This is a genomic window from Zoogloea oryzae (genome assembly GCF_030161255.1).
Classification (GTDB): Bacteria; Pseudomonadota; Gammaproteobacteria; order Burkholderiales; family Rhodocyclaceae; genus Zoogloea; species Zoogloea oryzae.
Genome location: NZ_BSPX01000004.1, coordinates 22,640 through 42,083, shown reverse-complemented (window position 1 = coordinate 42,083; position 19,444 = coordinate 22,640). Strand labels below are relative to the sequence as shown.

Annotated in this window: 19 protein-coding genes and 1 tRNA gene; 16 read left to right on the top strand and 4 right to left on the bottom strand. The window is 65.0% G+C overall.

Going from position 1 to position 19,444, the window contains the following annotated elements:
- The first annotated feature begins 11 nt into the window (after positions 1–11).
- From QQK25_RS02770 to QQK25_RS02725, 10 genes are all read left to right on the top strand, one after another.
- Positions 12–755: a DsbA family protein gene (locus tag QQK25_RS02770; protein WP_086224253.1), complete on the top strand. Its 744-nt coding sequence runs from the start codon at positions 12–14 to the stop codon at positions 753–755.
- Between the two features lie 195 nt (positions 756–950).
- Complete coding sequence (gene radC, locus QQK25_RS02765; RefSeq protein WP_058163820.1) at positions 951–1,445, top strand: RadC family protein; 495 nt, start codon at positions 951–953, stop codon at positions 1,443–1,445.
- Positions 1,446–1,635: 190 nt separating this feature from the next.
- On the top strand, positions 1,636–2,112 hold the full coding sequence (locus QQK25_RS02760; RefSeq protein WP_016446149.1) for a MerR family transcriptional regulator: 477 nt from the start codon (positions 1,636–1,638) through the stop codon (positions 2,110–2,112).
- Complete coding sequence (locus tag QQK25_RS02755) at positions 2,109–5,072, top strand: HsdM family class I SAM-dependent methyltransferase (RefSeq protein WP_023443877.1); 2,964 nt, start codon at positions 2,109–2,111, stop codon at positions 5,070–5,072. The genes QQK25_RS02760 and QQK25_RS02755 overlap by 4 nt, the downstream gene beginning before the upstream one ends.
- A 149-nt stretch (positions 5,073–5,221) precedes the next feature.
- The gene (locus QQK25_RS02750; RefSeq protein WP_013721898.1) at positions 5,222–5,740 is read left to right on the top strand and encodes a hypothetical protein; all 519 of its coding nucleotides are present in this window, start codon (positions 5,222–5,224) and stop codon (positions 5,738–5,740) included.
- Between the two features lie 143 nt (positions 5,741–5,883).
- Positions 5,884–6,327, top strand: a complete 444-nt coding sequence (locus QQK25_RS02745; RefSeq protein WP_016446147.1) for a TIGR03757 family integrating conjugative element protein — start codon at positions 5,884–5,886, stop codon at positions 6,325–6,327.
- The gene (locus tag QQK25_RS02740; protein WP_016446146.1) at positions 6,324–7,268 is read left to right on the top strand and encodes a TIGR03756 family integrating conjugative element protein; all 945 of its coding nucleotides are present in this window, start codon (positions 6,324–6,326) and stop codon (positions 7,266–7,268) included. The genes QQK25_RS02745 and QQK25_RS02740 overlap by 4 nt, the downstream gene beginning before the upstream one ends.
- A gap of 10 nt (positions 7,269–7,278) precedes the next feature.
- Positions 7,279–8,685, top strand: a complete 1,407-nt coding sequence (locus QQK25_RS02735) for an integrating conjugative element protein (protein WP_013721901.1) — start codon at positions 7,279–7,281, stop codon at positions 8,683–8,685.
- Entirely contained in the window at positions 8,682–9,035 is a 354-nt protein-coding gene (locus tag QQK25_RS02730) for a hypothetical protein (protein WP_003292115.1), read from the top strand. The genes QQK25_RS02735 and QQK25_RS02730 overlap by 4 nt, the downstream gene beginning before the upstream one ends.
- A 15-nt stretch (positions 9,036–9,050) precedes the next feature.
- The gene (locus QQK25_RS02725) at positions 9,051–10,574 is read left to right on the top strand and encodes a conjugal transfer protein TraG N-terminal domain-containing protein (protein ID WP_033936110.1); all 1,524 of its coding nucleotides are present in this window, start codon (positions 9,051–9,053) and stop codon (positions 10,572–10,574) included.
- A 16-nt stretch (positions 10,575–10,590) separates the two neighbouring features.
- Here the strand turns inward: QQK25_RS02725 and QQK25_RS02720 are convergent, their stop codons facing one another.
- On the bottom strand, positions 10,591–10,959 hold the full coding sequence (locus QQK25_RS02720; RefSeq protein WP_011805400.1) for a DUF3742 family protein: 369 nt from the start codon (positions 10,957–10,959) through the stop codon (positions 10,591–10,593).
- Positions 10,960–11,188: 229 nt separating this feature from the next.
- Here QQK25_RS02720 and QQK25_RS02715 point away from each other — a divergent pair, with 229 nt between their 5' ends.
- The 3 genes from QQK25_RS02715 (at position 11,189) to mobH (ending at position 14,906) form a co-directional block, all read left to right on the top strand.
- Positions 11,189–11,947 (top strand): type IV toxin-antitoxin system AbiEi family antitoxin domain-containing protein, encoded by a 759-nt coding sequence (locus QQK25_RS02715; RefSeq protein ID WP_033936108.1) that lies wholly within the window; start codon positions 11,189–11,191, stop codon positions 11,945–11,947.
- The gene (locus QQK25_RS02710; RefSeq protein WP_033936107.1) at positions 11,940–12,860 is read left to right on the top strand and encodes a nucleotidyl transferase AbiEii/AbiGii toxin family protein; all 921 of its coding nucleotides are present in this window, start codon (positions 11,940–11,942) and stop codon (positions 12,858–12,860) included. The genes QQK25_RS02715 and QQK25_RS02710 overlap by 8 nt, the downstream gene beginning before the upstream one ends.
- A gap of 201 nt (positions 12,861–13,061) precedes the next feature.
- Complete coding sequence (gene mobH, locus QQK25_RS02705; protein WP_023115036.1) at positions 13,062–14,906, top strand: MobH family relaxase; 1,845 nt, start codon at positions 13,062–13,064, stop codon at positions 14,904–14,906.
- 26 nt (positions 14,907–14,932) lie between these two features.
- Here mobH and QQK25_RS02700 read toward each other — a convergent pair whose 3' ends face one another.
- Positions 14,933–15,232: a helix-turn-helix domain-containing protein gene (locus tag QQK25_RS02700; protein ID WP_003282197.1), complete on the bottom strand. Its 300-nt coding sequence runs from the start codon at positions 15,230–15,232 to the stop codon at positions 14,933–14,935.
- A gap of 105 nt (positions 15,233–15,337) precedes the next feature.
- On the opposite strand from QQK25_RS02700, the gene QQK25_RS02695 reads away from it, so the two are divergent.
- Positions 15,338–15,964, top strand: a complete 627-nt coding sequence (locus QQK25_RS02695) for a LysR substrate-binding domain-containing protein (protein ID WP_018076253.1) — start codon at positions 15,338–15,340, stop codon at positions 15,962–15,964.
- 47 nt (positions 15,965–16,011) lie between these two features.
- Here QQK25_RS02695 and QQK25_RS02690 read toward each other — a convergent pair whose 3' ends face one another.
- Both QQK25_RS02690 and QQK25_RS02685 read right to left on the bottom strand, forming a co-directional pair.
- Positions 16,012–17,865: a tyrosine-type recombinase/integrase gene (locus QQK25_RS02690; protein ID WP_018076254.1), complete on the bottom strand. Its 1,854-nt coding sequence runs from the start codon at positions 17,863–17,865 to the stop codon at positions 16,012–16,014.
- Between the two features lie 238 nt (positions 17,866–18,103).
- Positions 18,104–18,177 (bottom strand) — tRNA-Gly (locus QQK25_RS02685).
- Between the two features lie 91 nt (positions 18,178–18,268).
- On the opposite strand from QQK25_RS02685, the gene thiS reads away from it, so the two are divergent.
- Together thiS and QQK25_RS02675 are read left to right on the top strand one after the other, a co-directional pair.
- Positions 18,269–18,472: a sulfur carrier protein ThiS gene (gene thiS, locus QQK25_RS02680; protein WP_153163404.1), complete on the top strand. Its 204-nt coding sequence runs from the start codon at positions 18,269–18,271 to the stop codon at positions 18,470–18,472.
- A gap of 86 nt (positions 18,473–18,558) precedes the next feature.
- Complete coding sequence (locus QQK25_RS02675) at positions 18,559–19,344, top strand: thiazole synthase (RefSeq protein WP_284186615.1); 786 nt, start codon at positions 18,559–18,561, stop codon at positions 19,342–19,344.
- The last annotated feature ends 100 nt before the right edge of the window (positions 19,345–19,444 follow it).

The window sequence follows — 19,444 nt, the reverse complement described above, 5'->3', positions numbered from 1 at the left end:
GGAGCGACACGATGCGCATGCCTTCATTCGCCCGCTGTCATCCCTGGGTCGGCCTGCTGATCGTGGTGACGATTGCGGTTGCCTCGTGGATGCTGCTGCGCGTGCCGCATCCGGCGACCGACCCCGTGTCCCTGGCCGTCGCCGGGTCCGAAGCGTCGAAACCGGCTGGCCCTCCCTGGCTGTATGGCCGTGCCGATGCGCGCTTCACGGTGGTCGGGTACGCCGACCTGGAGTGTCCGTACTGCCGGGCCTACTTCCCCGCGCTCAAGCGCTGGATCGACGCCCATCCCGAGGTGAACTGGCAGTGGCACCACCTGCCTCTGTCCATGCACGAGCCGGCCGCGACTGCCGGGGCACGCCTAGCCGAGTGCGCGGGCGAGACGGGCGGACATGCCACGTTCTGGCAGGCCGTGGCATGGCTCTACTCGAACACCCGTGGCGACGGCCAGGGCCTGCCGGAGGGCCTGCGCTATCCCGACCTCACGCCAGCCATGCAGGGTTGTCTCGGCAGCGAGCGCCCGGATGCCGTAGTCCATGCCCAGGCGGTGGAAGCCGCACAGCAGGGCATCGCGGCCACGCCGGCCCTGCAACTGCGCGACCGCGAGTCCGGCAAGACCCTCCTGCTGCACGGTCCCGTCGAAGGCGATGCCTTGCTGTCGGCCATCGACCTGCTCGCCGCCGGCAGCACGACCGTAGCCGACCCCGCCCATTCCCCAGACATGCCCGCCGGCGTTGCCGGTGACATGCCCAGGTAGCCATGGATCTTCAAGGCTGCGGCGCGGCTTGTCCGCGTTGATCGAAACCCGTTCGCATCGCATCCCTTGACGCGAACAGCCACTGCATCCGCGGTGGTGGATGCCCGCTCGTCACCTGTTCCATCCCCATCGTCCCCAGGAGGGTTTGCCCTCCAGGGGCAGGCGCCCTCCGATCTCATCCATTGGAGGTTCGCCATGTCTCTTGTCATCGCCGACTCCCGCCCGGAGTCGCTCACCCTGATCGCCGCCCAGCACGAAGACTGGATCATCCAGCAGGCCATCACCCTGCTGGAGAACCGCGTGTTCAAGGCCGGTCCGGCGCTGGGCAGTCCCGCCGCCGTGCGCGACTACCTGCGCCTGAAACTGGTCGCGGAGCCGAACGAAATCTTCGCCGTCGTGTTTCTCGACAACCAGCACCAGGTGCTCGCCTACGAGCCGCTGTTCAAGGGCACGGTCGACCAGACTTCGGTGTATCCGAGGGTGGTGGTCCAGCGTGCGCTGGCGCTCAACGCTTCGGCGCTGATCCTGGCGCATCAGCATCCCTCGGGGAACACCGAGCCCTCGGCCGCTGATCGTGTGATCACCGAGCGGCTGAAGAGCGCCCTGGCCACCGTCGATGTCCGGGTGCTGGATCACTTCATCGTCGGCAAGGGCAGCCCGTACTCGTTCGCCGAAGCCGGCTTGTTGTAGTCCGCAGGCGCCCCTTCCGGGGGCGCCTTGCGTCTTGCCCCTATCCACGCGTTCGCGATGCGCTCTGATGGTCGCGACTTTCGGAAGCTTGGAAGGCTTGTGGGATAGGCGGCTGAACCGGCCTTTACCTGTTGAGAAGCACACCTTTACATGGCAGAATCTGCATATTTTCTAGTTGCCAGCAACGCGAATGTCTGCCGTCACCGCCATCCAGTACACTCAGGACCAGATGCGCACGCTAACCGGCGTGTCCGTCGAAACGGTGCGGCATTGGCGCAAGACCGTGCCCTACTTGGCGTCCAAGACCGGGAAGGCTGCCCGATTCACCTTCGCGGATCTCCTAGGCTTGGCCGTTACCAATGAGTTGGTCAGCTCGTTGGGAGTGCACATCGCCACCGTCAGCGTCGGCGTTGACGCGCTCTTTCGGTTGCTGGGCACGAGTAGCGCATTGGCGCTGAATGGGTCCGTGGCGTTCGTGACGGCCACTTCGGCGACCCTGTGCGATATCGGCCCCGAGGGGATTGGACCGGCGCCGACGCAACCGACTCTCGTCATCCCGCTCGATCCGTTGATCATGCGGCTTCAGCAGCACATGCTGCCGATCGTCCCGACGCCGAGCCAGGCAGCGTTGCCGTTTCCACCCGAAGCTATCCGGAGTAGGGCGTGAACACTGCCACGCTGGAACAGGTGCTCGCCGCAACCGGCTACCTGCCGGACGGGCAACCCGCGCCCGGTCTTCGGTTGGGGGCCGAGGCGCAGTCCTCGCGCCACGGCCGCGTTTTTGTTCCGGACGCATTGTGGCGCAGCGCGTCGTCGTTGACCGTCTACTTCAAGTTTGAGCAAAGCGCGCCTGCAGACGATCTGGTCAGCCAGTGGCGACGAGAGGTCTGGAACGAGGGGTTCGCGCCGTTGCTGTGGGTGATCTCGCCGCAGCGTATCGACCTGTACAACGGTTTCGGCACACCCGCGAAAGAAGGCGATGCCCAGAGACATTTGATTCGGCGTTTCGAGAACATCGAAGCTTCGCTTCATGAACTGGACGAGTTGGCCGGCCGACTGGCGATCGAGACGGGCCAATTCTGGGCCCAGGTGCCGGCCATCGATCGCAAGACCAGCGTCGATCAGAAGCTCCTGTCTGACCTTGGATGTCTGGAACGCGATTTGGTCGCAGGCAATCTCGCGCGCGATGCGGCGCAGGCCTTGATTGGGCGCGTGATCTTCACCCAGTACCTGATTGACCGCGAGATCGTCAGTGCGGCGCGGTTGAAGCGGGTATGCGGCCGCACGGCGTTGCCGGCGATCCTGCGCGACCGGCCAGCGACCAGCAAGCTGTTCGCATGGCTGGCCCAGGCCTTCAACGGCGATATGTTTCCGCCCTCGTCGGTGAAAACGACACCAGCAGCTCACCATTTGACGCGGGTTGCGGAGTTCCTGGAGGCTGTCGATCCTGAAAGCGGGCAACTCAGCTTCTTCCCCTACCAGTTCGACGTGATTCCGGTCGAGCTCATCAGCTCGATCTACGAGCAGTTTGCACATGCTGAGCCGCAGACTGGAGGAAAGCGCACAGAAGCGTTGCGAAACGGCGTGCACTACACGCGACTGTCCGTCGTCTCGCTGGTCCTCGATGAGGTCATGGATGGTCTATCTGGACGGGAGTCGGTGCTGGATTTGACGTGCGGCTCCGGTGTCTTCCTGGTCGAAGCGCTGCGGCGCTTGGTTCATCTTCGCTCGCAAGGTCAGCCGCCCACGAGGGAGCTGATCCGCTCGACGCTCTACGGGCAGGTGTATGGCGTAGACATTAGCGAAGCCGCGATTCGCGTCGCTGCGTTCAGCCTGTACCTGGCTGCGCTTGAGCTGGACCCTGACCCGCAACCACCGCAGTCCCTGAAGTTCCAGCCATTGATCGGCAGGACATTGCTCGTCGGTGACGCTCGTACTGTCGAACGTGATGGAGATGGCAAGGCCGTGCTGGCGACGCCGACAGGGCTGAAGCAGTTCGACCTTATCGTGGGCAATCCCCCTTGGAGCTTTAGGGGGCAGACAGGAACCGAAGCGCGGCGCAAGACCAGGGTTGCGGGCGTACCTGCGCAACCGCGCGGTGAAGGCTTGGATTTCGTGTTGCGAGCGGCGGAGTTCTCACATGAGAAGACCCGTTTCGGCATCATTCTTAGCGCGATGCCGTTCTTCAGCCGCAGCGGCACCGGCATGGCAGCAGCTCAGCATGTGATGCGAGCCGTGGCTCCGATCACCTTGGTAAATCTGTCCAATTTGTGCAGTTGGCTCTTCGCGACAGCGGCCATGCCCGCAGTGGTTCTCTTTGCCCGTCATCGACCGAAGCAGCGAACGGATCAGGTCACGGTCGTTCAGATCCCGTGGACGCCCAGCGGTGCAAGGACTCATTCGTTCGAGGTGGCGCCGAGTGACGTCATCACTTTGACACTCGACGAAATCCAAGAACAGCCGTTGAAGCTCAAGGCAGCAGCCGTTGGCCGGCGCCGTGACCTCCTATTGCTGGATGACTTGACTTCGGCCCACAGAAATCTGGGCGAGCAACTCTCATTACTCGACACTACCTTCCAGGTTGGATTGATTCGCGGGGCCCCAGAGAATCAGACGCGCGATGCTCGCCCGCTAAAAGGATTGGATGTACTGCAAGTCAAAGACATGCAGCACTTCAACATTCCCGATGATTTGCCGACTTTCAGCCAATCGAAGGCACAATGGCCACGATCGCGGGAGATATATCAAGCCCCGCTTCTCATCGTGAAGGAAATGCTTCTGGGGAGTCCACGCGTCTTGGCGGCCGTCTCCGAGCGGGATCTCGTCTTCACGAACTCATACTTCGCAGTGTCTCTTCCGAGAGGGCACACGCGGACGGCACATTTGCTTGCCACCGTGTTGAGTTCTGCTTTTGCGACATGGTTCTTCTATCTGACCGCTGCAGAGTTTGGAATCTACAAGAGGAAGCTGCTGGCTCGCGACCTCAGCTTCCTACCGGTGCCTAATTTCACGAGCGCAGTGAAATCTGAGGCTGGCCAGCGCCTGCTGCAGATTGAGAAGAATCTGCGCGCCAACGGCACCGACGAGAGGGGATGGGCTGAACTGGACGAAGCTGTCTTCGATCTGTACGAACTGAACGATGCCGACCGAACTGTCATTCGAGACGGCCTCCTTCGCGCCGGGTGGCAATGGGAAACCGGCCGCGAATCATCCGTGGAGCCATCGGACAGTCGTACTGAGGTCACGGCGTATGCCAAGACGTTCCTGTCCGTTATCGAGGATTGGCTTTCCGTTCGCAATAAGCGGCACATGCGCGCCGAAGTGCTCGACTTGCCAAGCAGTTCGGCCTTGCGCGTCGTGCGCTTTGTCTTGGAAGAGGGGCCGGGTAATGCGAGCGTGAGCGTCGTGGCACCACAAGGCGAGTTGGGTGAAGTACTGGCACGTATCGGCAGGCGCCTGAAAGTCAAGATTGCGACCGCGCTCAGTGCAGAGCGGGAATTGCGAGTACACGGACGCAACGAAGTCGTGATCATCAAGCCAGCAGCGCGGCGCTACTGGATGGGCATAGCGGCACTGGAAGATGCCGATGCAGTGGTCGCGGAGAGCTTTTCAGGGGGCAAAGTTTGAGGATCCCCTATGAGACACCTCCTGCACTGGGCAGAGAGTTCATTGAACTTGAGCCCGAGGTTGTGGCGGTCATTCTGCTGACACTGGCCGCAGGTTGGCAGCGAGCATGCGCAGCCGAGGACGTGAATGCCAACGCTGGAGAGGTAATCATGACCGAGCGCCTGCGGGACGGGATGCGCATTGCGCTGAAGAACTCCCCGTGGAAGCAGATCATGGTGCTGCCTGGCACGGAATCGCGATCTAAAAGCAACGTGATGCTGCCAGACGGACGTACCGACATCCCGCTGGCGTTCGTCGAAATTTTCTTGCGCACGCAGGAGCATGATCCGCACGCGATCATCGAATGCAAACGAATCGCCGGGTCGGACACTCACTTGTGTCGAGAGTACGTCGTCGAGGGCATGGATCGATTCATCCAGGAGAAGTACGGCGAGAACCATGCTATCGGCTTCATGGTGGGGTACGTTCTTGCCGGCGTTCCTTCGGAATCCGCGGATGGCGTCAATGCTTACTTGAGAAGAGTTTCGCGCTCGGTAGATCGCCTCGCCCCGAGCGACATCAGTGACGGGACTTGGCAGAGCCTACACGCACGCTCCAAGCCGTCGATGCCGATTCGCTTACAGCATGCGTTTCTTGGGTTCGCGGGCACCTCAGCGTCCCGCACCTGATCTCCGCCTCCGACAGGAGGCAATCACAACGCTCACAACGGCATAGGGTATGAAACCGGCAGGGGCCGGATGCGGTTTCTTTGTCGCGCTAGATCGGCACTTGAAGTCGACTGTGACTTTGATCGACTCCAAGGACGCCCGATATGCCGGCCCCCGTCTTCAAGGCTTCGCCCCGGCTGCCGACCATCAGCATTGCGCCCGGACTGTGGGCAGTGCTGTTCATGTTTACCCAGACTGCAGCAGCCGACGTGCTCGTCGTCACCGACAGCCGTCATCCGGTGCAGGCTCCAGCCGGCGTGCGGATCATCGAGCTGGACCAGGCCACGCGCATCGAGGTCGAACTCGCCGCGCACCTACCGGCCGACCCGCAACAGGCTGCAGCCCTGGTGCGGCAGCGGTTGCATGACGGCGGCGAGGCCCTTCAACGCCGCATCGGCCACGCCTACCAAGGTGTCGCGGATGCCTGGGGACTGGGCATCGCCAAGATTCCCGCCGTGGTGGTCGATCGACGCTACGTGGTCTACGGCGAGCCCGACGTGCCCCGCGCCGTCGCGCGCATCAACGCCTACCGGAGCACGCAGCCATGAGCCTCCTGCTGGCATCCCGGCGCCTGCGCGCCACCGTCGCCTCGCTGCTGCTGAGCACGGCCACGTCGACGTTCGCCCTGGACACCGCCACCATCGTCTCGTCGGCGCTGTCCCCCGACTGCCTCGAATACCGCGTGGTCGGTATCTGCTACTGGCTGTACTGCACGCCCTTCGGCTGCTCGGTTCGCACTTCCGTCAAGGTGCGCCACTACGTCCCCGATGCGGTGGTGTCGAGCTACTCGAACACCGGAGAAAACCCGTGGCAGGAAGTCAGGGCGATGAGCATGCCCAACCCGACCGCCAAGGCTGGCGGTGACGGCACGACCAATCACGACAACGAGAACAACCTCGCCAAGTTCAAGAACGCCGATGTCATCGGCCATCCGGCCGGGCTGGTGTTCAGCCAGTTCGCCAGCGCCTCCGGCTACACCTGCGAAGGCGCTGGCACGGCCTTCATGCCGTATCTGCTGAGCACGCTCGACACGATCGCCTGGCGCTACAACATCCCGGAAGCGTTCTACCCCGAAGCGCTCATCCCCGGCCGGCGCGAAATCGGTACGCGCACCGGCCTGAACCTCTGGGGCAACGTGTATCCCCGCGGTGGCTTCCTGCACCAGACCGACGACCACAAGAGCGGCGCCGTGGTCGCGCAGCGCGCGGGCGACATCGTGACGCGCCGCAACCAGATTCACGTGTATCAGCCCCTGCTGGCCAACGCCCGCGACGGCTACTGGCCGGCCGGCGCGCTGATGGAGACCGACGCCTCGACGGGCAAGTGGCAGGAGCTGACGCCCACGCTCTCGAACAGTTGCGTGGTCTTCCCGCACAGCCGCACCCGCGTGCAGGCCCAGCAGGGCGACTACGCCTGGGCCTTGTGGCGGCCGTACTCCTGCTGCCGGCGCCGTGGCCAGGTCTTCCTCGGCAGCGTCGATTTCATGTGAGGAACCCACGATGAACGCCTCCCTCCCTGACTTCCTGCACCGCGCGAAGTCGCCCCTGCGGGCCACGCTGCTCGTGGCGGCCATCACGCTGGTCGTCGGCGTCGCCTGGGCGCAGACCCGCATCGACCCCAATGGCGTGAACGTCAGCGGCAGCGTGATCGGCGACGACGTGCTCTACAGCATCGGCGGCGGCCGGGCCGTGTCGATGGGTGGTGCCGGCAACATGCAGAGCATCGGCGTCGGCGTCGGCTGGAACAGCAACCTGATCTGCGGCGACATGAGCATCACCACGACGCTGCAGAACCAGCTCAACGGCATCACCAACGGCTTCCAGACGATCATGAGCAACGTGATCCAGAACGCCACTGCCGCGGTGGCGTCACTCCCGGCGCTCATCATCCAGCGCGCCGACCCGGGCCTGTACAACCTGCTCACCAACGGCATCCTCCAGGCGCGCCTGGATTTCGACCGCTCGAAGATGACCTGCCGGGCCATCGCCAATCGCATGGCGGACATGGCCGGCGGCCAGGCCGGCTGGGACCAGCTCGCCGAAGGGATGGCGCTGCGGGATGCGGTCAGCAGCACCGATGCCGTCTCCGCCATCGAGCAGGCCGAGTCCAACAAGGGGAACAACGGCGTGCCCTGGGTCGGCGGCGGCAACGCGGGCGGCTCCGGCCAGAGTTCGATCAAGGTGGTCGGCGACGTGACGCGCGCGGGCTACAACCTGCTCAACGGGCGCAGCGCCACCGATACCTCGTCGATCGCGCGCAGCGCCTGCGGCAACCGCCTGACCTGCCAGACCTGGTCGTCGCCTGGCGCGGCCGCGGCCTTTGCGAACCGCGTGCTGGGCGAACGCGAGCAACGCACCTGCGAAAACTGCACGAAGACCCAGACCACGCCTGGCGTCGGGCTCACGCCAGTGATCCAGGAAGAGTACGAGACCAAGCTGCAGGTGTTGCAGGAACTGGTGACGGGCGCCCGGCCGACGACACTGGCCAATCTCGACGCGGCCGGCAGCAGCTCGCTGCCGATCACCCGCGGCGTGATCGAGGCCCTGCGTGACGAGCCCGACCAGGACGTGCTGGGCCGGCGCCTCGCGTCCGAGGCTGCGCTGTCCAGCGTGCTGGAGAAGGCCCTGCTGCTGCAACGCACGTTGCTGACCGGCAAGAAGGAGCCGAACGTCGCCGCCAACGAGCTCGCCGTGCAGGCGGTGGACCAGGAGAACAGCGCGCTGGAGCAGGAGATCAACAACCTCAAGACCGAGCTGGAGCTGCGCCGCACGCTGGCCGGCAACTCGGCGATGGCGATCATCCAGCGCCACAGTACCCGCGCTGCCGGCTCGCGCGGCGTCTTCGAGGGCGACACCACGCGCGACCGTCTGCGGGAAGTCCAGAAGCCGCGGAGCGGTACGCCATGAGCCGGCTCGCCTGGCTGCGGCTGCCATGGCTGTTCAACCGCCGCGTCGGCGTGGCGCTGCTGTGGACCTTGCTGGTGGTCGCCGCCGCGGTGGCGGTGAACATCGCCGGCATCCACGTGGTCGGCGGCGTCGAGGGCTGGCAGCACTGGCTGCAGGCGCACGCCGGCCACTTCTTCGTGTGGCGTCTGTGCCTCTACGGAGCGACGGCTTACGGCTGGTGGTGGATGCGTCGGCGCCTGTTGCGGCGGGAGCCGTCCCGCGAGACGCATCAGCGCCTGCTGCGCACGGAGATCGCGGCCGTCATCGCCGTGGTCGCGCTGGAAGCCAGCCAGCTGCTGCGGCACGGCTGAGACCGGGAGGCAGGCATGACGCTCTACACCACGGACTACTTGGAGTATTACCTGACCCTGGTGGCTTGGGTGGTCAACAACGGCATCTGGAGCATCCTCGTGGCCAGCGGCGTGTTCGCGCTGCCGTTCGTGGCCATCGTGATCCAGGAATGGCTCAAGGCCCGCAGCGAAGGTGCGGACGAGGGCAACAAGGGCGTGCTGTCGTCGATGCGCATCGAGAACCGGGTGTGGGTGGCGATCGTGGTCATCATGTTCGCCGGCATCCCGTTCATCCCGGTGGATCTCGCCACGATCAGGTTCGACACCACGCGCTCCGCGCAATGCCAGGTCAGTGTCCCGCTGCCCAACGACACGGGCTGGTCCAACGTCTACACGGCGCTCAACGACCAGAGCGCGCTGGTGCCGGTGTGGTGGTTCTTCATGCACGCGCTGTCGAAAGCCGTGACGGGCTCCGCGGTGGCGGCGATTCCCTGCGGCACGGACCTGCGTCAGATTCGCATGGATGTGGATGCCACGCGCATCGACGATCCGGTGCTGGCACAGGAGGTCGCCGACTTCACGCACGACTGCTACGGGCCGTCGCGCGCCAAGCTGTTCATGAACCGGCCGACGCTCTCCGACGAGCAAATGAACGACGTCACCTGGATCGGGTCGAGTTACTTCCTCGACACGCCCGGCTTCTATGACACCTATCGCGCCAAGACCCCACGCACGGCCTGGCCCTACGACGCGACCCGCGATGCAGGGTTGGCACAGGTGGACAGCGGCGGCGGCTATCCGTCCTGCCGGCAGTGGTGGGCCGATGGCGGCCAGGGACTGCGCAGCCGGCTGCTGGCACAGGTCGACCCGGACCTGCTGACCCGCATCGGGCGCTGGGTGGGCTTCCTGTCGCAGAGCGAGGTCAATGACTCGGTGATCCGCGCCGTGGTCTCACCGCGACAGCAGAAGATGAACCAGGGCGCCGTCTACACCGACTACGGTGGCCAGATCGACAAGACGCTGCCGAACGTTGTCACGCGCGGCGCAAGCGACCTGGGGTTGACCGTCGGCTCGCTGGCCTTCTTTCCCGCGATGGACGTGGTGCGCCAGGCGCTGCCGATGGTGCTGACGATGCTCAAGATGGCGCTCGTCATCTGCATCCCGCTGGTGCTGCTGATCGGCACCTACGACCTGAAGACGGTGGTGACGGTGAGCTGCGTCCAGTTCGCGCTGTTCTTCGTGGACTTCTGGTTCCAGCTCGCGCGCTGGATCGACAGCACGATCCTGGACGCGCTCTACGGCTGGGGGTTTGGCGCGGACAGGCCGCACACGAACTTCGATCCGTTGATCGGTTTGAACAACGCCTTTGGCGACATGCTCCTTAACTTCGTCATGGCGATGATGTTCATCGTGCTACCGGGTTTCTGGGTAGCTGCGCTCGCGTGGGTTGGTGTCCGCGTAGGCAACATTTCGCAGATGCTCTCAGCAGCCACCGATGGCGCCAAATCTGCGGGAGGCAAAGGCGCTGACCTTGCAATCAAAGCAGCGAAGGCGAAGTAGCGCCGAGAGTGGCGAGCTACTCGTCGTCCGCGCTGCCGCCGTCAATGCGTACCTCGCCCCGGTAGAGACCGTATCCGTCCAGGCCGTTTCGCCATTGAGGCTCGTCATCATCACTGCTTTCGTCGGCATCGACGTTGCGTACCATCCAGGCAGCGATCCCTGCAAAGGCCAGCAGCAGCGCCAGCCAGAACGCGGAGTAGAGCAGCACACCAAGCACGGCCAGCTTCACGATCCAGAGCACCGCCGTCGCCGCGCTCGCGGGCACCCCGCGCGTCACCAGCCAGCCGGCGACACGCTGCTCGCGGCGCAGGTATCCACGCCAGGCACGGCCAGCCCCCCGGCCCAACCGGTGGCTCCAGCGCCCGTTGTGCGTGTTGGTGGTCATGCTCATATGCCTCGGCTTCAGTGGTGCCTCACCTCGCGGAGTGGCCGGTCGTGGCCTGCCCTCCAGCATAGACCGCGATCAGGAGGGCGGGTTGCGGCTAGCAGAGTCGGGTTGGCTCGGGTCGCAGGTCGATTAGATTCTGCACGATAACTCAAACTCTATGCTACTTTCCATGCACGTTCTTGCAATGGCTCTAGTGACTGATTGGATTCCGTGCTATTTTTACAGCATGGATGGACATTCTAGGCATCAGGTAATCAAGCGGCTGCAGGCGGGACTCCCCCGCGGGGCGCCGTTCGACCTTGCCACCCTGAGCCAGTTCGGGGTGTCGCCCCAGCTCGCCGCCCACTATGCCGACGGCGGGTGGCTCGTGCGCTTGGCCCATGGCGTCTATGCCTTCCCGAACGATGAATTCGGGGTCTACGGTGCGCTGAAGTTCCTGCAACAGCGCGTGCCCGGCCTGCACGTCGGCGGCAAGAGCGCCCTGGCCCTGCAGGGTGTGCGGCACAACCTGGGCAGCCGGGAGGCGCTGGTGCTGTGGGGCGACGGTCGCTTTGCGTTGCCGGTCTGGTTCACTTCGCGCTTTCCGGCCCGCTACGTCCACGCCCGCCTGTTCGACTGGCCGGACACGGCGCTGGCCGGCAAGACCCTGACCACGCCGCCTGGCCTGCCCGAGGATCTGCGGGTGGCAGCCCCCGAACGTGCCGTGCTGGAGCTGCTGTACGAAGCCGGCGTCAAGCAGAGCCTCGAAGAGGCCCGCAACCTCTTCGATGGACTGCGTTCCCCCCGCAAGGACTTGCTCGGGCAACTGCTGTCCTGCTGCGCCAGCGTGAAGGCCGTGCGCCTGTTCCTGACCTGGGCGCGCGAGACCAGCCTCGTGGATGTCGATGCCCTGCTGGAGCAGTACCCGGTTCGCACCGGCAGCAACACGCGCTGGATGAGCCGGCTCGATGACGGCACCTTGCTGAGCCTGAGACCTCATGGATAAGACCTACGCGGACACCGTTCGCCTGCTGCTGGCCGTCGCGCCCGACGTGTTCGCCAACGACATCTTCGCCATGAAGGGCGGCACGGCCATCAACCTCTTCGTGCGGGACATGCCGCGCCTTTCGGTGGACATCGACGTGGTGTACCTCCCGTGGCAGACGCCGCGCGACGAAGCGCTGCAAGCCATCAACCAGGAGCTGGCCGCCATCGCCGCGCGCCTTGCACCGCTGGGCGTGCAAACACGCCTGGTTCGCGCCAAGGACCTGGGGGACACCAAGCTGATCGTCGAGAACGACGCCAGCCAGGTGAAGATCGAGGTCAACGTCGTGTTCCGAGGCAGCGTGCTGCCCGTCGAGCGGCGGCCGCTGAGCGCAAAGACCAGCGATCTGTTCGGCGTCGAGTTCGAGCTGCCGGTTCTGGCACCGGACGAGCTGTACGCCAGCAAGCTGGTGGCCGCGCTGGATCGGCAGCACCCCCGCGACCTGTTCGACGTGTGGCAGCTCTACGAATCGGGCGACATCAGCGACGGCATGGTCGAGTGCTTCGTGATCTATCTGGCGGGCCACAACCGGCCGCCCCACGAAGTGCTGTTCGGTAACGACAAGGACATCGCCGGCGAGTACGAGCGGGCCTTTGTCGGCATGACCGACGTGGGCTGCTCCCTGGAAACACTGCTCGACGCTCGCGCCAGGGTGCGGCGCGAGCTGCCACAGCGACTGAGCACCGCGCACAAGCAGTTTCTGAGCGGGCTGGCGCGCGCAGAACCGGACTGGTCGCTGGTGCAATGCCAGCACGCCGCGCAACTGCCGGCACTGCGCTGGAAGCTCGCCAATCTCGAAACCTTCCGCAAGCGCCGTCCCGACGACTTCGCAGCGCAATCCGCCGCCCTCGACACCGGCTTGGGCCAGAGCTGACGAACATCCCGCAGCGCCCCACTTGCCGGGATTGCCCCATGCCGCATTCATCATGGCATCCACGAAGCAGCGGCCCTATACCCAAAGGCTTCCGACAAAGGCCAAAGGGCTGGGAAGGGGCAAAGGAAGGGCGCCAAGGGGAAAGGCCCTATCCTGAAAAGGCCAAAAGGCGCCCGAGCAGCCCGTCATCCGGGGTTCGCCATGCTCTCGCTGTTCCAGCGCAAAAGGGTGCCACCCGCCGCCGGCACACCGCCCACCTCCGCCATCGAAACTCCGAAAGGGTCGATGCGGCCGGAGTCGGCCGCATCGCTGCTGGCCACGCCGCGTCGGCAGAAACTGCTGGAACACATCTGGCAGCGCACATCGCTCTCGCGCCGGCAGTTCGCCACGCTCTACCTCGCCCCACTGGAGCGCTACGCCGAGTTGGTCCAGCAGTTCCCGGCCTCCGAGAACCACCACCACGCCTATCCGGGCGGCATGCTGGACCACGGCCTGGAGATCGTCGCCTATGCGCTGAAACTGCGGCAGTCATACCTGCTGCCTGCGGGCGTCACGCCGGAGGCACAGGCGGCCCAGGCCGAAGCCTGGACTGCAGGCACGGCCTACGCGGCCCTGCTGCACGACATCGGCAAGATTGCGGTCGATCTGCACGTCGAGCATGCCGACGGCAGCGTCTGGCATCCCTGGCACGGCCCACTGCGAAAGCCCTACCGCTTCCGTTACCGAAAGGAGCGCGAGTACCGCCTGCACAGCGCCGCCACCGGGCTGCTCTACGTGCGCCTTCTCGATCGGGACATCTTCGACTGGCTCAGCGGCTATCCCGACCTCTGGGCCGCGCTGCTGTACGTGCTGGCCGGCCAGTACGAGCACGCCGGCACGCTCGGCGAGCTGGTCGTGCAGGCTGACCAGGCATCGGTCGCCCAGGAACTCGGCGGCGATCCCAGCAAGGCGCTGGTGGCGCCCAAGCATGCGCTGCAACGCAAATTGCTCGACGGCTTGCGCTACCTGCTCAAGGAAGCGTTCAAGCTGAACCAGGCCGGCCCGGCGGACGGTTGGCTGACCCAGGACGCCTTGTGGCTGGTGAGCAAGACCGTCTCCGACAAGCTGCGCGCACATCTGCTGTCGCAAGGCATCGACGGCATTCCGGCGAGCAATACGGCGGTGTTCAACGTGCTGCAGGATCACGGCATCGTGCAACCAACGCCGGATGGCAAGGCGATCTGGAAGGCTACTGTCACCAGCGACGCCGGCTGGTCGCACGCCTTCACCTTCCTGAAACTCTCGCCGGCGATGATCTGGGATGCGGCCGACCGGCCGGCGCCGTTCGCAGGCCGTGTGCAGATCGAAGAGGAACAGGCGGAGCCGACGCCGCCGGCGGTGGCCGATGGGCCGCGCGCGGAAGGCATCGAGGCTGCATCCGCGAGCACGGCGCCGATCGCATCCGCAGCCATGGACACCGGCGTGGCCGCGCTGCTCGACCTGCTGGGCGACTCCGCTCCACCCACGGCACCGGAGATCCCGAGTTCCCCTGTTGCCGAGCCCGAGCCGGCCCCTTCGACCGTGCCCCCGCCGCAGATGAGCCTCGCGCCTTCCCAGGATCGCACGGAGCCCTCCGGGGCGCACTTCATGGCCTGGCTGCGTCAGAGCGTCCAGACGCGCAAGCTCATCATCAACGACGCCAAGGCCCTGGTGCATACCGTCGCCGGTACGACCTATCTCGTCAGCCCCGGCGTGTTCCAGCGCTACGCGCAGGAGTACCTTCAAGTCGCCGCGCTAGCCAAGCAGGAGAAGCTGGAGGGGTGGCAGTGGGTGCAGAAACGCTTCGAGAAGCTGGGACAGCACCGCAAGCAGCCGAGCGGGCTGAACATCTGGACCTGCGAAGTCACGGGGCCGCGCAAGTCGCGCCGGCTGCACGGCTACCTGCTCGCCAGCCCGGATGCGCTGTTCCAGGAGACGCCGCCAGACAACCCATACCTGCGGCTCGTCAACGAGGCCGCAAAGCGCGAAGATTCAGCCCTTGGGGGCAAGGACGACGATCAGGCGTAGGCATGCGGCCGCTGTGCGGGCCGGCTTCAATCCGCGGATGGGGCCGACTCTGCCAGCTTGGCTTCGGTCAGAGTCATCAAGTGGGCGGAACTGCATTTCAGCGCACGGGCAATCTTGAGGATGAGAGGGAGCGTGGGGACATGCTCGCCGCGCTCGATCTTGCCCATGTGCGACCGTTCGATGCCGGCCATGTGGGCCAGCGTTTCCTGAGCGATGCCCTGGTTGGTTCTTTCTTCCCGCACGGCAGCCCCAAACGCGATGGCTGGTTCCGCTTCGTAGGTAGTGGTGCCGGTGGGGCGGCCCCTTTGGATCGAACGCTTTGGCATTGCCAAGAGCGTCGAACACGGTCACGATTTAAACCACGTTAAACTTAACTCATCCAACGGCTTCGAGATCAGTTGCCACGAGTTCACCGCCTGGGGGAGCTGGACGTGGAATCGAGTGACATCACCGCCGAAATTCGCATGGCCGTCCTCGGCGAATGGGTGCCTCCCCAGCTCGCCGACGTGCTCGCCCTGCAGCGTGCCGAAGAGCCGGAGACTCATGCCGTCCTGGCCGGCTGGACAGATCCCGGTCGAGGCGCGGAGCTGCCGGACGACGGCTTCGACTTCGCCTTGTCTGCGGTTTCCCGGCAGTGGCCTGGCTGGGTATGCGAACCGCTGTGGCATGACACGCTGGCGGTCGCCGTGGCCAAGCGCTCCCACCTGCTGGCCTACCGTGAAGTGCCGTGCGGTGAAGTGCTCAAGCAGCCCTTGATCTGCTCGCAGTCCACGGCCGATGAACCATGGCGCATGACCGTGCAGCGTGTGTTCGAGAACGCGCTGCAGGAGCGAGAGCAAGCGGTGGAGACATTCGATGTGGCGATGACGTTGGTTGCCGCCGGGTACGGGATCGCCATTGCGCCTGCCGCGAGACTGGCGAGCTACCTACGCCGAGGCGTCGCCGTGCGGCCGCTGGCCGGCGCACCAACGATCGTGATGGCTTACCTGCTCCGCCGCGATGCTTCCTTGTCGGACACCCAGGCAAGATTCGCCCGCCGCGCGCGCTTGGTGTCCTGACAGACGCGCGGGGATCGCGGTTCCGCCACGATCCCGCATTCCTGCTGCTAGGCGACTCCGACTCGCAGCGGGGTCCATTCGCTTTCCTTCACGGCTGTGCTCACTGCCATGACGAGCTTGTCGAGATTGCTGGCCGTCACGCCCTCCAGTGCCGAACGCCCCCGCAGCATCGAGCGCGGTTGCAGCAGTGCATGGTAGAGCTGCCAAGGGTCCGCACCCCTGGTCAGCTTGAGGACGGACTGGATCAGCTCGTGCTTGAGTGGGTCGAGGTGCCAGTCCGGCACGCGCTGGCCGCGGTTGCCCACGTTCAACGCCAGCAAGTTGCCCGCCTTGATCTCGTAGCTGATCCACCTGCGGGACTTGCCCGCCATCTTGGCAAACGCCGCGACGGGAAGGTTGTGCGGCGCTTCGAAGACATCGAACAGTTCCATCCTCTCGCGCTGAATGTCCGAAGGCACCAGCGGCGCGGCCGATCGAGGGGGCGGAACCGCCGGCAGCCGATGTGTGGCGGCAGAAACCAACGGCATGGCGTCACCCGGCTTCGTCACCAGCAGGATTGGCGAAGCGGCAACCGGCGTGGAAGGTGCGCTTGCGGTTTGCTCATTCGGGAACGCGGGTACGCCTTCCAGATGCACGGTGAGCGGCATGCTGGCCGCCTCGACCTGGTTCTGCTCGAAGAGGTCGAGCCGATCGGCCCAGTCCTGCATCATGCGGCGACGCTGCTCCACGTACTCGGCATGGTTGTAGGTCGCGCTGACCTTGTTGGGATCGACATGCGAGAGCTGTGCATCCACCCAGACCTTCGGGTAGCCGATCTCGTTGAGCGCAGTGGACATCGTGCCGCGGATGCCGTGTCCGGTCAGGCGTTCCTGATAGCCCATGCGCTTGAGCGCACCATTGAGCGTGTTCTCGCTGATGCGCTTCTTCAAGTCGCTGTCGTGCCGGAACAGGTGGCGCTGGGCCGGCTTGAACTCATCCAGCAGGTGCCGGACGATCTCCATGGCCTGAATCGACAGCGGCACGATGTAGGGCGGGATGTCCTTCGCCTGCTGCCGCTTCTTGCGCATATCCAACTGGAGTTGCTTCACGACGTCGGGCGGGATGATCCACAACCCACGGTCCAGATCGAATTGATCCGGCGTCGCCTGTCGCAGCTCTCCGGTTCGCACGCCGGTCAGCAGCAATAGCCGCAGCCCGAGCTGGGTCTGCCGCCTGCCGCGATAGCTGCGCAGCCGCTGCAACAGCTTCGGCAGCTCGGCCATGCGCAGGAACGGGTTGTGGTTGACGGGTGGCAGCGGCAGCGCCACCACATCGAGATCGGAGGCAGGGTTCTGCTCCAGGCCCGGCACGATCACCAGCGCGTAGCGGAACAGTTGGTTGAACCACGTCCTGACTTTCTCGGCGACGGAGAGCGCCCTGCGCTTCTCGATCTTGGCGATCACCTCCAAGAGGTCGGGACGCTTGATCTCATAGACCGACCGCTTGCCCAAGGCGGGCAGCACATCCTTGTCGAAGATGCGCGGAAGTATCGAGAGGGTCGTCTGCCGGCCTTCCTTGAGGCTGAGCCCGCGATGCTTGAGCCACTTGCGATACACCGCCTCGAAGGTGTTTTCGTCGGCGAGCCGGACAGCGGTGCGCTTCTGCTTGCGGTGAACGCGAGGATTGGTGCCTTTGGCCAGCAGGGCGCGCGCTTCGTCGCGCAGGCTGCGGGCCTCGCGAAGCGTCACCTCCGGGTAGGTGCCGAGCGACATCCGCTTCTGCTTGCCCGCCCAGTAGTAGCGGAAGTGCCAAGTCCTGCCCCCTGCAGCCGTGACGGCCAGGGAGAGGCCATCCAAGTCAGGGAGGGTGTATGCCTTGCCAGTTGCCTTGGCCTGTCGAACGGCCAGGTCTGAGAGTGCCATGCTCTTGCTCCTGAACATGAGTCAGGAACCAGATGCTGGTCACGTCGACCTCGCCCCTCCATCAACAATCCGGAATCAGCCGCGCCCGCAAAAATGGACTTGTTTGTGGACTTAAAAGTCCCGGCTGTAGATGGATCGCAGTGGACCGCGGCAGAACGTCAAAGAGAGGAAAAGTCCTTGTGTGGCAACGACTTGCAGACTCTCTTGGACTTCTGCGGAAGTCCGCAGAATGATGCAGTGGAGCGGGCGATGGGAATCGAACCCACGGCATCAGCTTGGGAAGCTGAGGTATTACCATTATACGACGCCCGCTCGGGAGCCCAGGATTGTACGCATCGGCGCGGGCGAGGGCAACGGGGGGCGTGGTAAACTCGCGCCCATGACGACCCACACCACGACTTCCCTGCTGTCCCTCAAGATCAATGGCGAGGCCCGTTCGCTGGCGGCGCCGGCCACGGTGGCTGCGCTCCTCGACGAGATGGGGCTTACCGGCAAGCGGCTGGCGGTGGAGCGGAACGGCGAGATCGTGCCCAAGGGCCTGCACGGCAGCACCCAGCTTGCCGATGGCGATGCGCTCGAGATCGTCGTGGCGGTGGGTGGCGGTTGAGGCCGAGGGCCGAGGGCCGCTTTCTGGCGGGCTGTCCGGTCCGTTCCTGTTGTTTCCCGATCTGATTTGATGAGGCTGGCGCTTCGATGGACGATTTGCTGACGATTGCAGGCAAGAGCTATTCCTCCCGGCTGCTGGTGGGCACCGGCAAGTACAAGGATTTCGCGCAGACCCGCGAGGCCGTGGATGCGAGCGGGGCGCAGATCGTCACCGTGGCGATCCGCCGCACCAACATCGGGCAGGACCCGAACGCCCCGAGCCTGCTCGACGCGCTGCCCCCTTCGCGCTTCACCTACCTGCCCAACACGGCCGGCTGTTACACCGCCGACGACGCGGTGCGCACCCTGCGCCTCGCCCGCGAGCTGCTGGACGACCACCGGCTGGTGAAGCTTGAGGTGCTGGGCGATCCGCACACCCTCTACCCGAACATGCCCGAGACCCTCAAGGCCGCCGAGGTGCTGGTGAAGGAGGGCTTCGAGGTGATGGTTTACTGTTCCGACGATCCCATCCAGGCCAGGATGCTGGAAGACATCGGCTGCGTGGCGATCATGCCGCTCGCCTCCCTGATCGGCTCCGGCATGGGCGTGCTCAACCCCTGGAACGTGCAGCTGGTGCGCGACGCCGTGAAGGTGCCGGTGCTGCTGGACGCGGGCGTGGGCACCGCGTCGGACGCCGCCATTGCCATGGAACTGGGCTGCGACGGCGTGCTGATGAACACCGCCATCGCCCTGGCGAACGATCCGGTGAAGATGGCCGGCGCCATGAAGAAGGGCGTCGAGGCGGGCCGCGAGGCTTTCCTCGCCGGCCGCATGCCCCGCAAGTACTACACCGCCAGCCCAAGCTCGCCCACCACCGGGATGATCGGCAGCTGACGCGGGAGCGCGATTGATCGACGGCGCGCTGCGGCGCGCCGTTTTCCTTGAATCAACCTGTAGGTCGGACTTCAGTCCGACAAAGCACGTTGCCCCTGTC

Excerpts from the sequence above, each read along its gene's own strand:
- QQK25_RS02770 (WP_086224253.1), top strand. The coding sequence starts at position 12 with ATGCGCATGCCTTCATTCGCCCGCTGTCATCCCTGGGTCGGCCTGCTG.
- radC (WP_058163820.1), top strand. The coding sequence starts at position 951 with ATGTCTCTTGTCATCGCCGACTCCCGCCCGGAGTCGCTCACCCTGATC.
- QQK25_RS02760 (WP_016446149.1), top strand. The coding sequence starts at position 1,636 with ATGTCTGCCGTCACCGCCATCCAGTACACTCAGGACCAGATGCGCACG.
- QQK25_RS02750 (WP_013721898.1), top strand. The coding sequence starts at position 5,222 with ATGACCGAGCGCCTGCGGGACGGGATGCGCATTGCGCTGAAGAACTCC.
- QQK25_RS02745 (WP_016446147.1), top strand. The coding sequence starts at position 5,884 with ATGCCGGCCCCCGTCTTCAAGGCTTCGCCCCGGCTGCCGACCATCAGC.
- QQK25_RS02740 (WP_016446146.1), top strand. The coding sequence starts at position 6,324 with ATGAGCCTCCTGCTGGCATCCCGGCGCCTGCGCGCCACCGTCGCCTCG.
- QQK25_RS02735 (WP_013721901.1), top strand. The coding sequence starts at position 7,279 with ATGAACGCCTCCCTCCCTGACTTCCTGCACCGCGCGAAGTCGCCCCTG.
- QQK25_RS02730 (WP_003292115.1), top strand. The coding sequence starts at position 8,682 with ATGAGCCGGCTCGCCTGGCTGCGGCTGCCATGGCTGTTCAACCGCCGC.
- QQK25_RS02725 (WP_033936110.1), top strand. The coding sequence starts at position 9,051 with ATGACGCTCTACACCACGGACTACTTGGAGTATTACCTGACCCTGGTG.
- QQK25_RS02720 (WP_011805400.1), bottom strand. The coding sequence starts at position 10,959 with ATGACCACCAACACGCACAACGGGCGCTGGAGCCACCGGTTGGGCCGG.
- QQK25_RS02715 (WP_033936108.1), top strand. The coding sequence starts at position 11,189 with ATGGATGGACATTCTAGGCATCAGGTAATCAAGCGGCTGCAGGCGGGA.
- QQK25_RS02710 (WP_033936107.1), top strand. The coding sequence starts at position 11,940 with ATGGATAAGACCTACGCGGACACCGTTCGCCTGCTGCTGGCCGTCGCG.
- mobH (WP_023115036.1), top strand. The coding sequence starts at position 13,062 with ATGCTCTCGCTGTTCCAGCGCAAAAGGGTGCCACCCGCCGCCGGCACA.
- QQK25_RS02700 (WP_003282197.1), bottom strand. The coding sequence starts at position 15,232 with ATGCCAAAGCGTTCGATCCAAAGGGGCCGCCCCACCGGCACCACTACC.
- QQK25_RS02690 (WP_018076254.1), bottom strand. The coding sequence starts at position 17,865 with ATGGCACTCTCAGACCTGGCCGTTCGACAGGCCAAGGCAACTGGCAAG.
- QQK25_RS02675 (WP_284186615.1), top strand. The coding sequence starts at position 18,559 with ATGGACGATTTGCTGACGATTGCAGGCAAGAGCTATTCCTCCCGGCTG.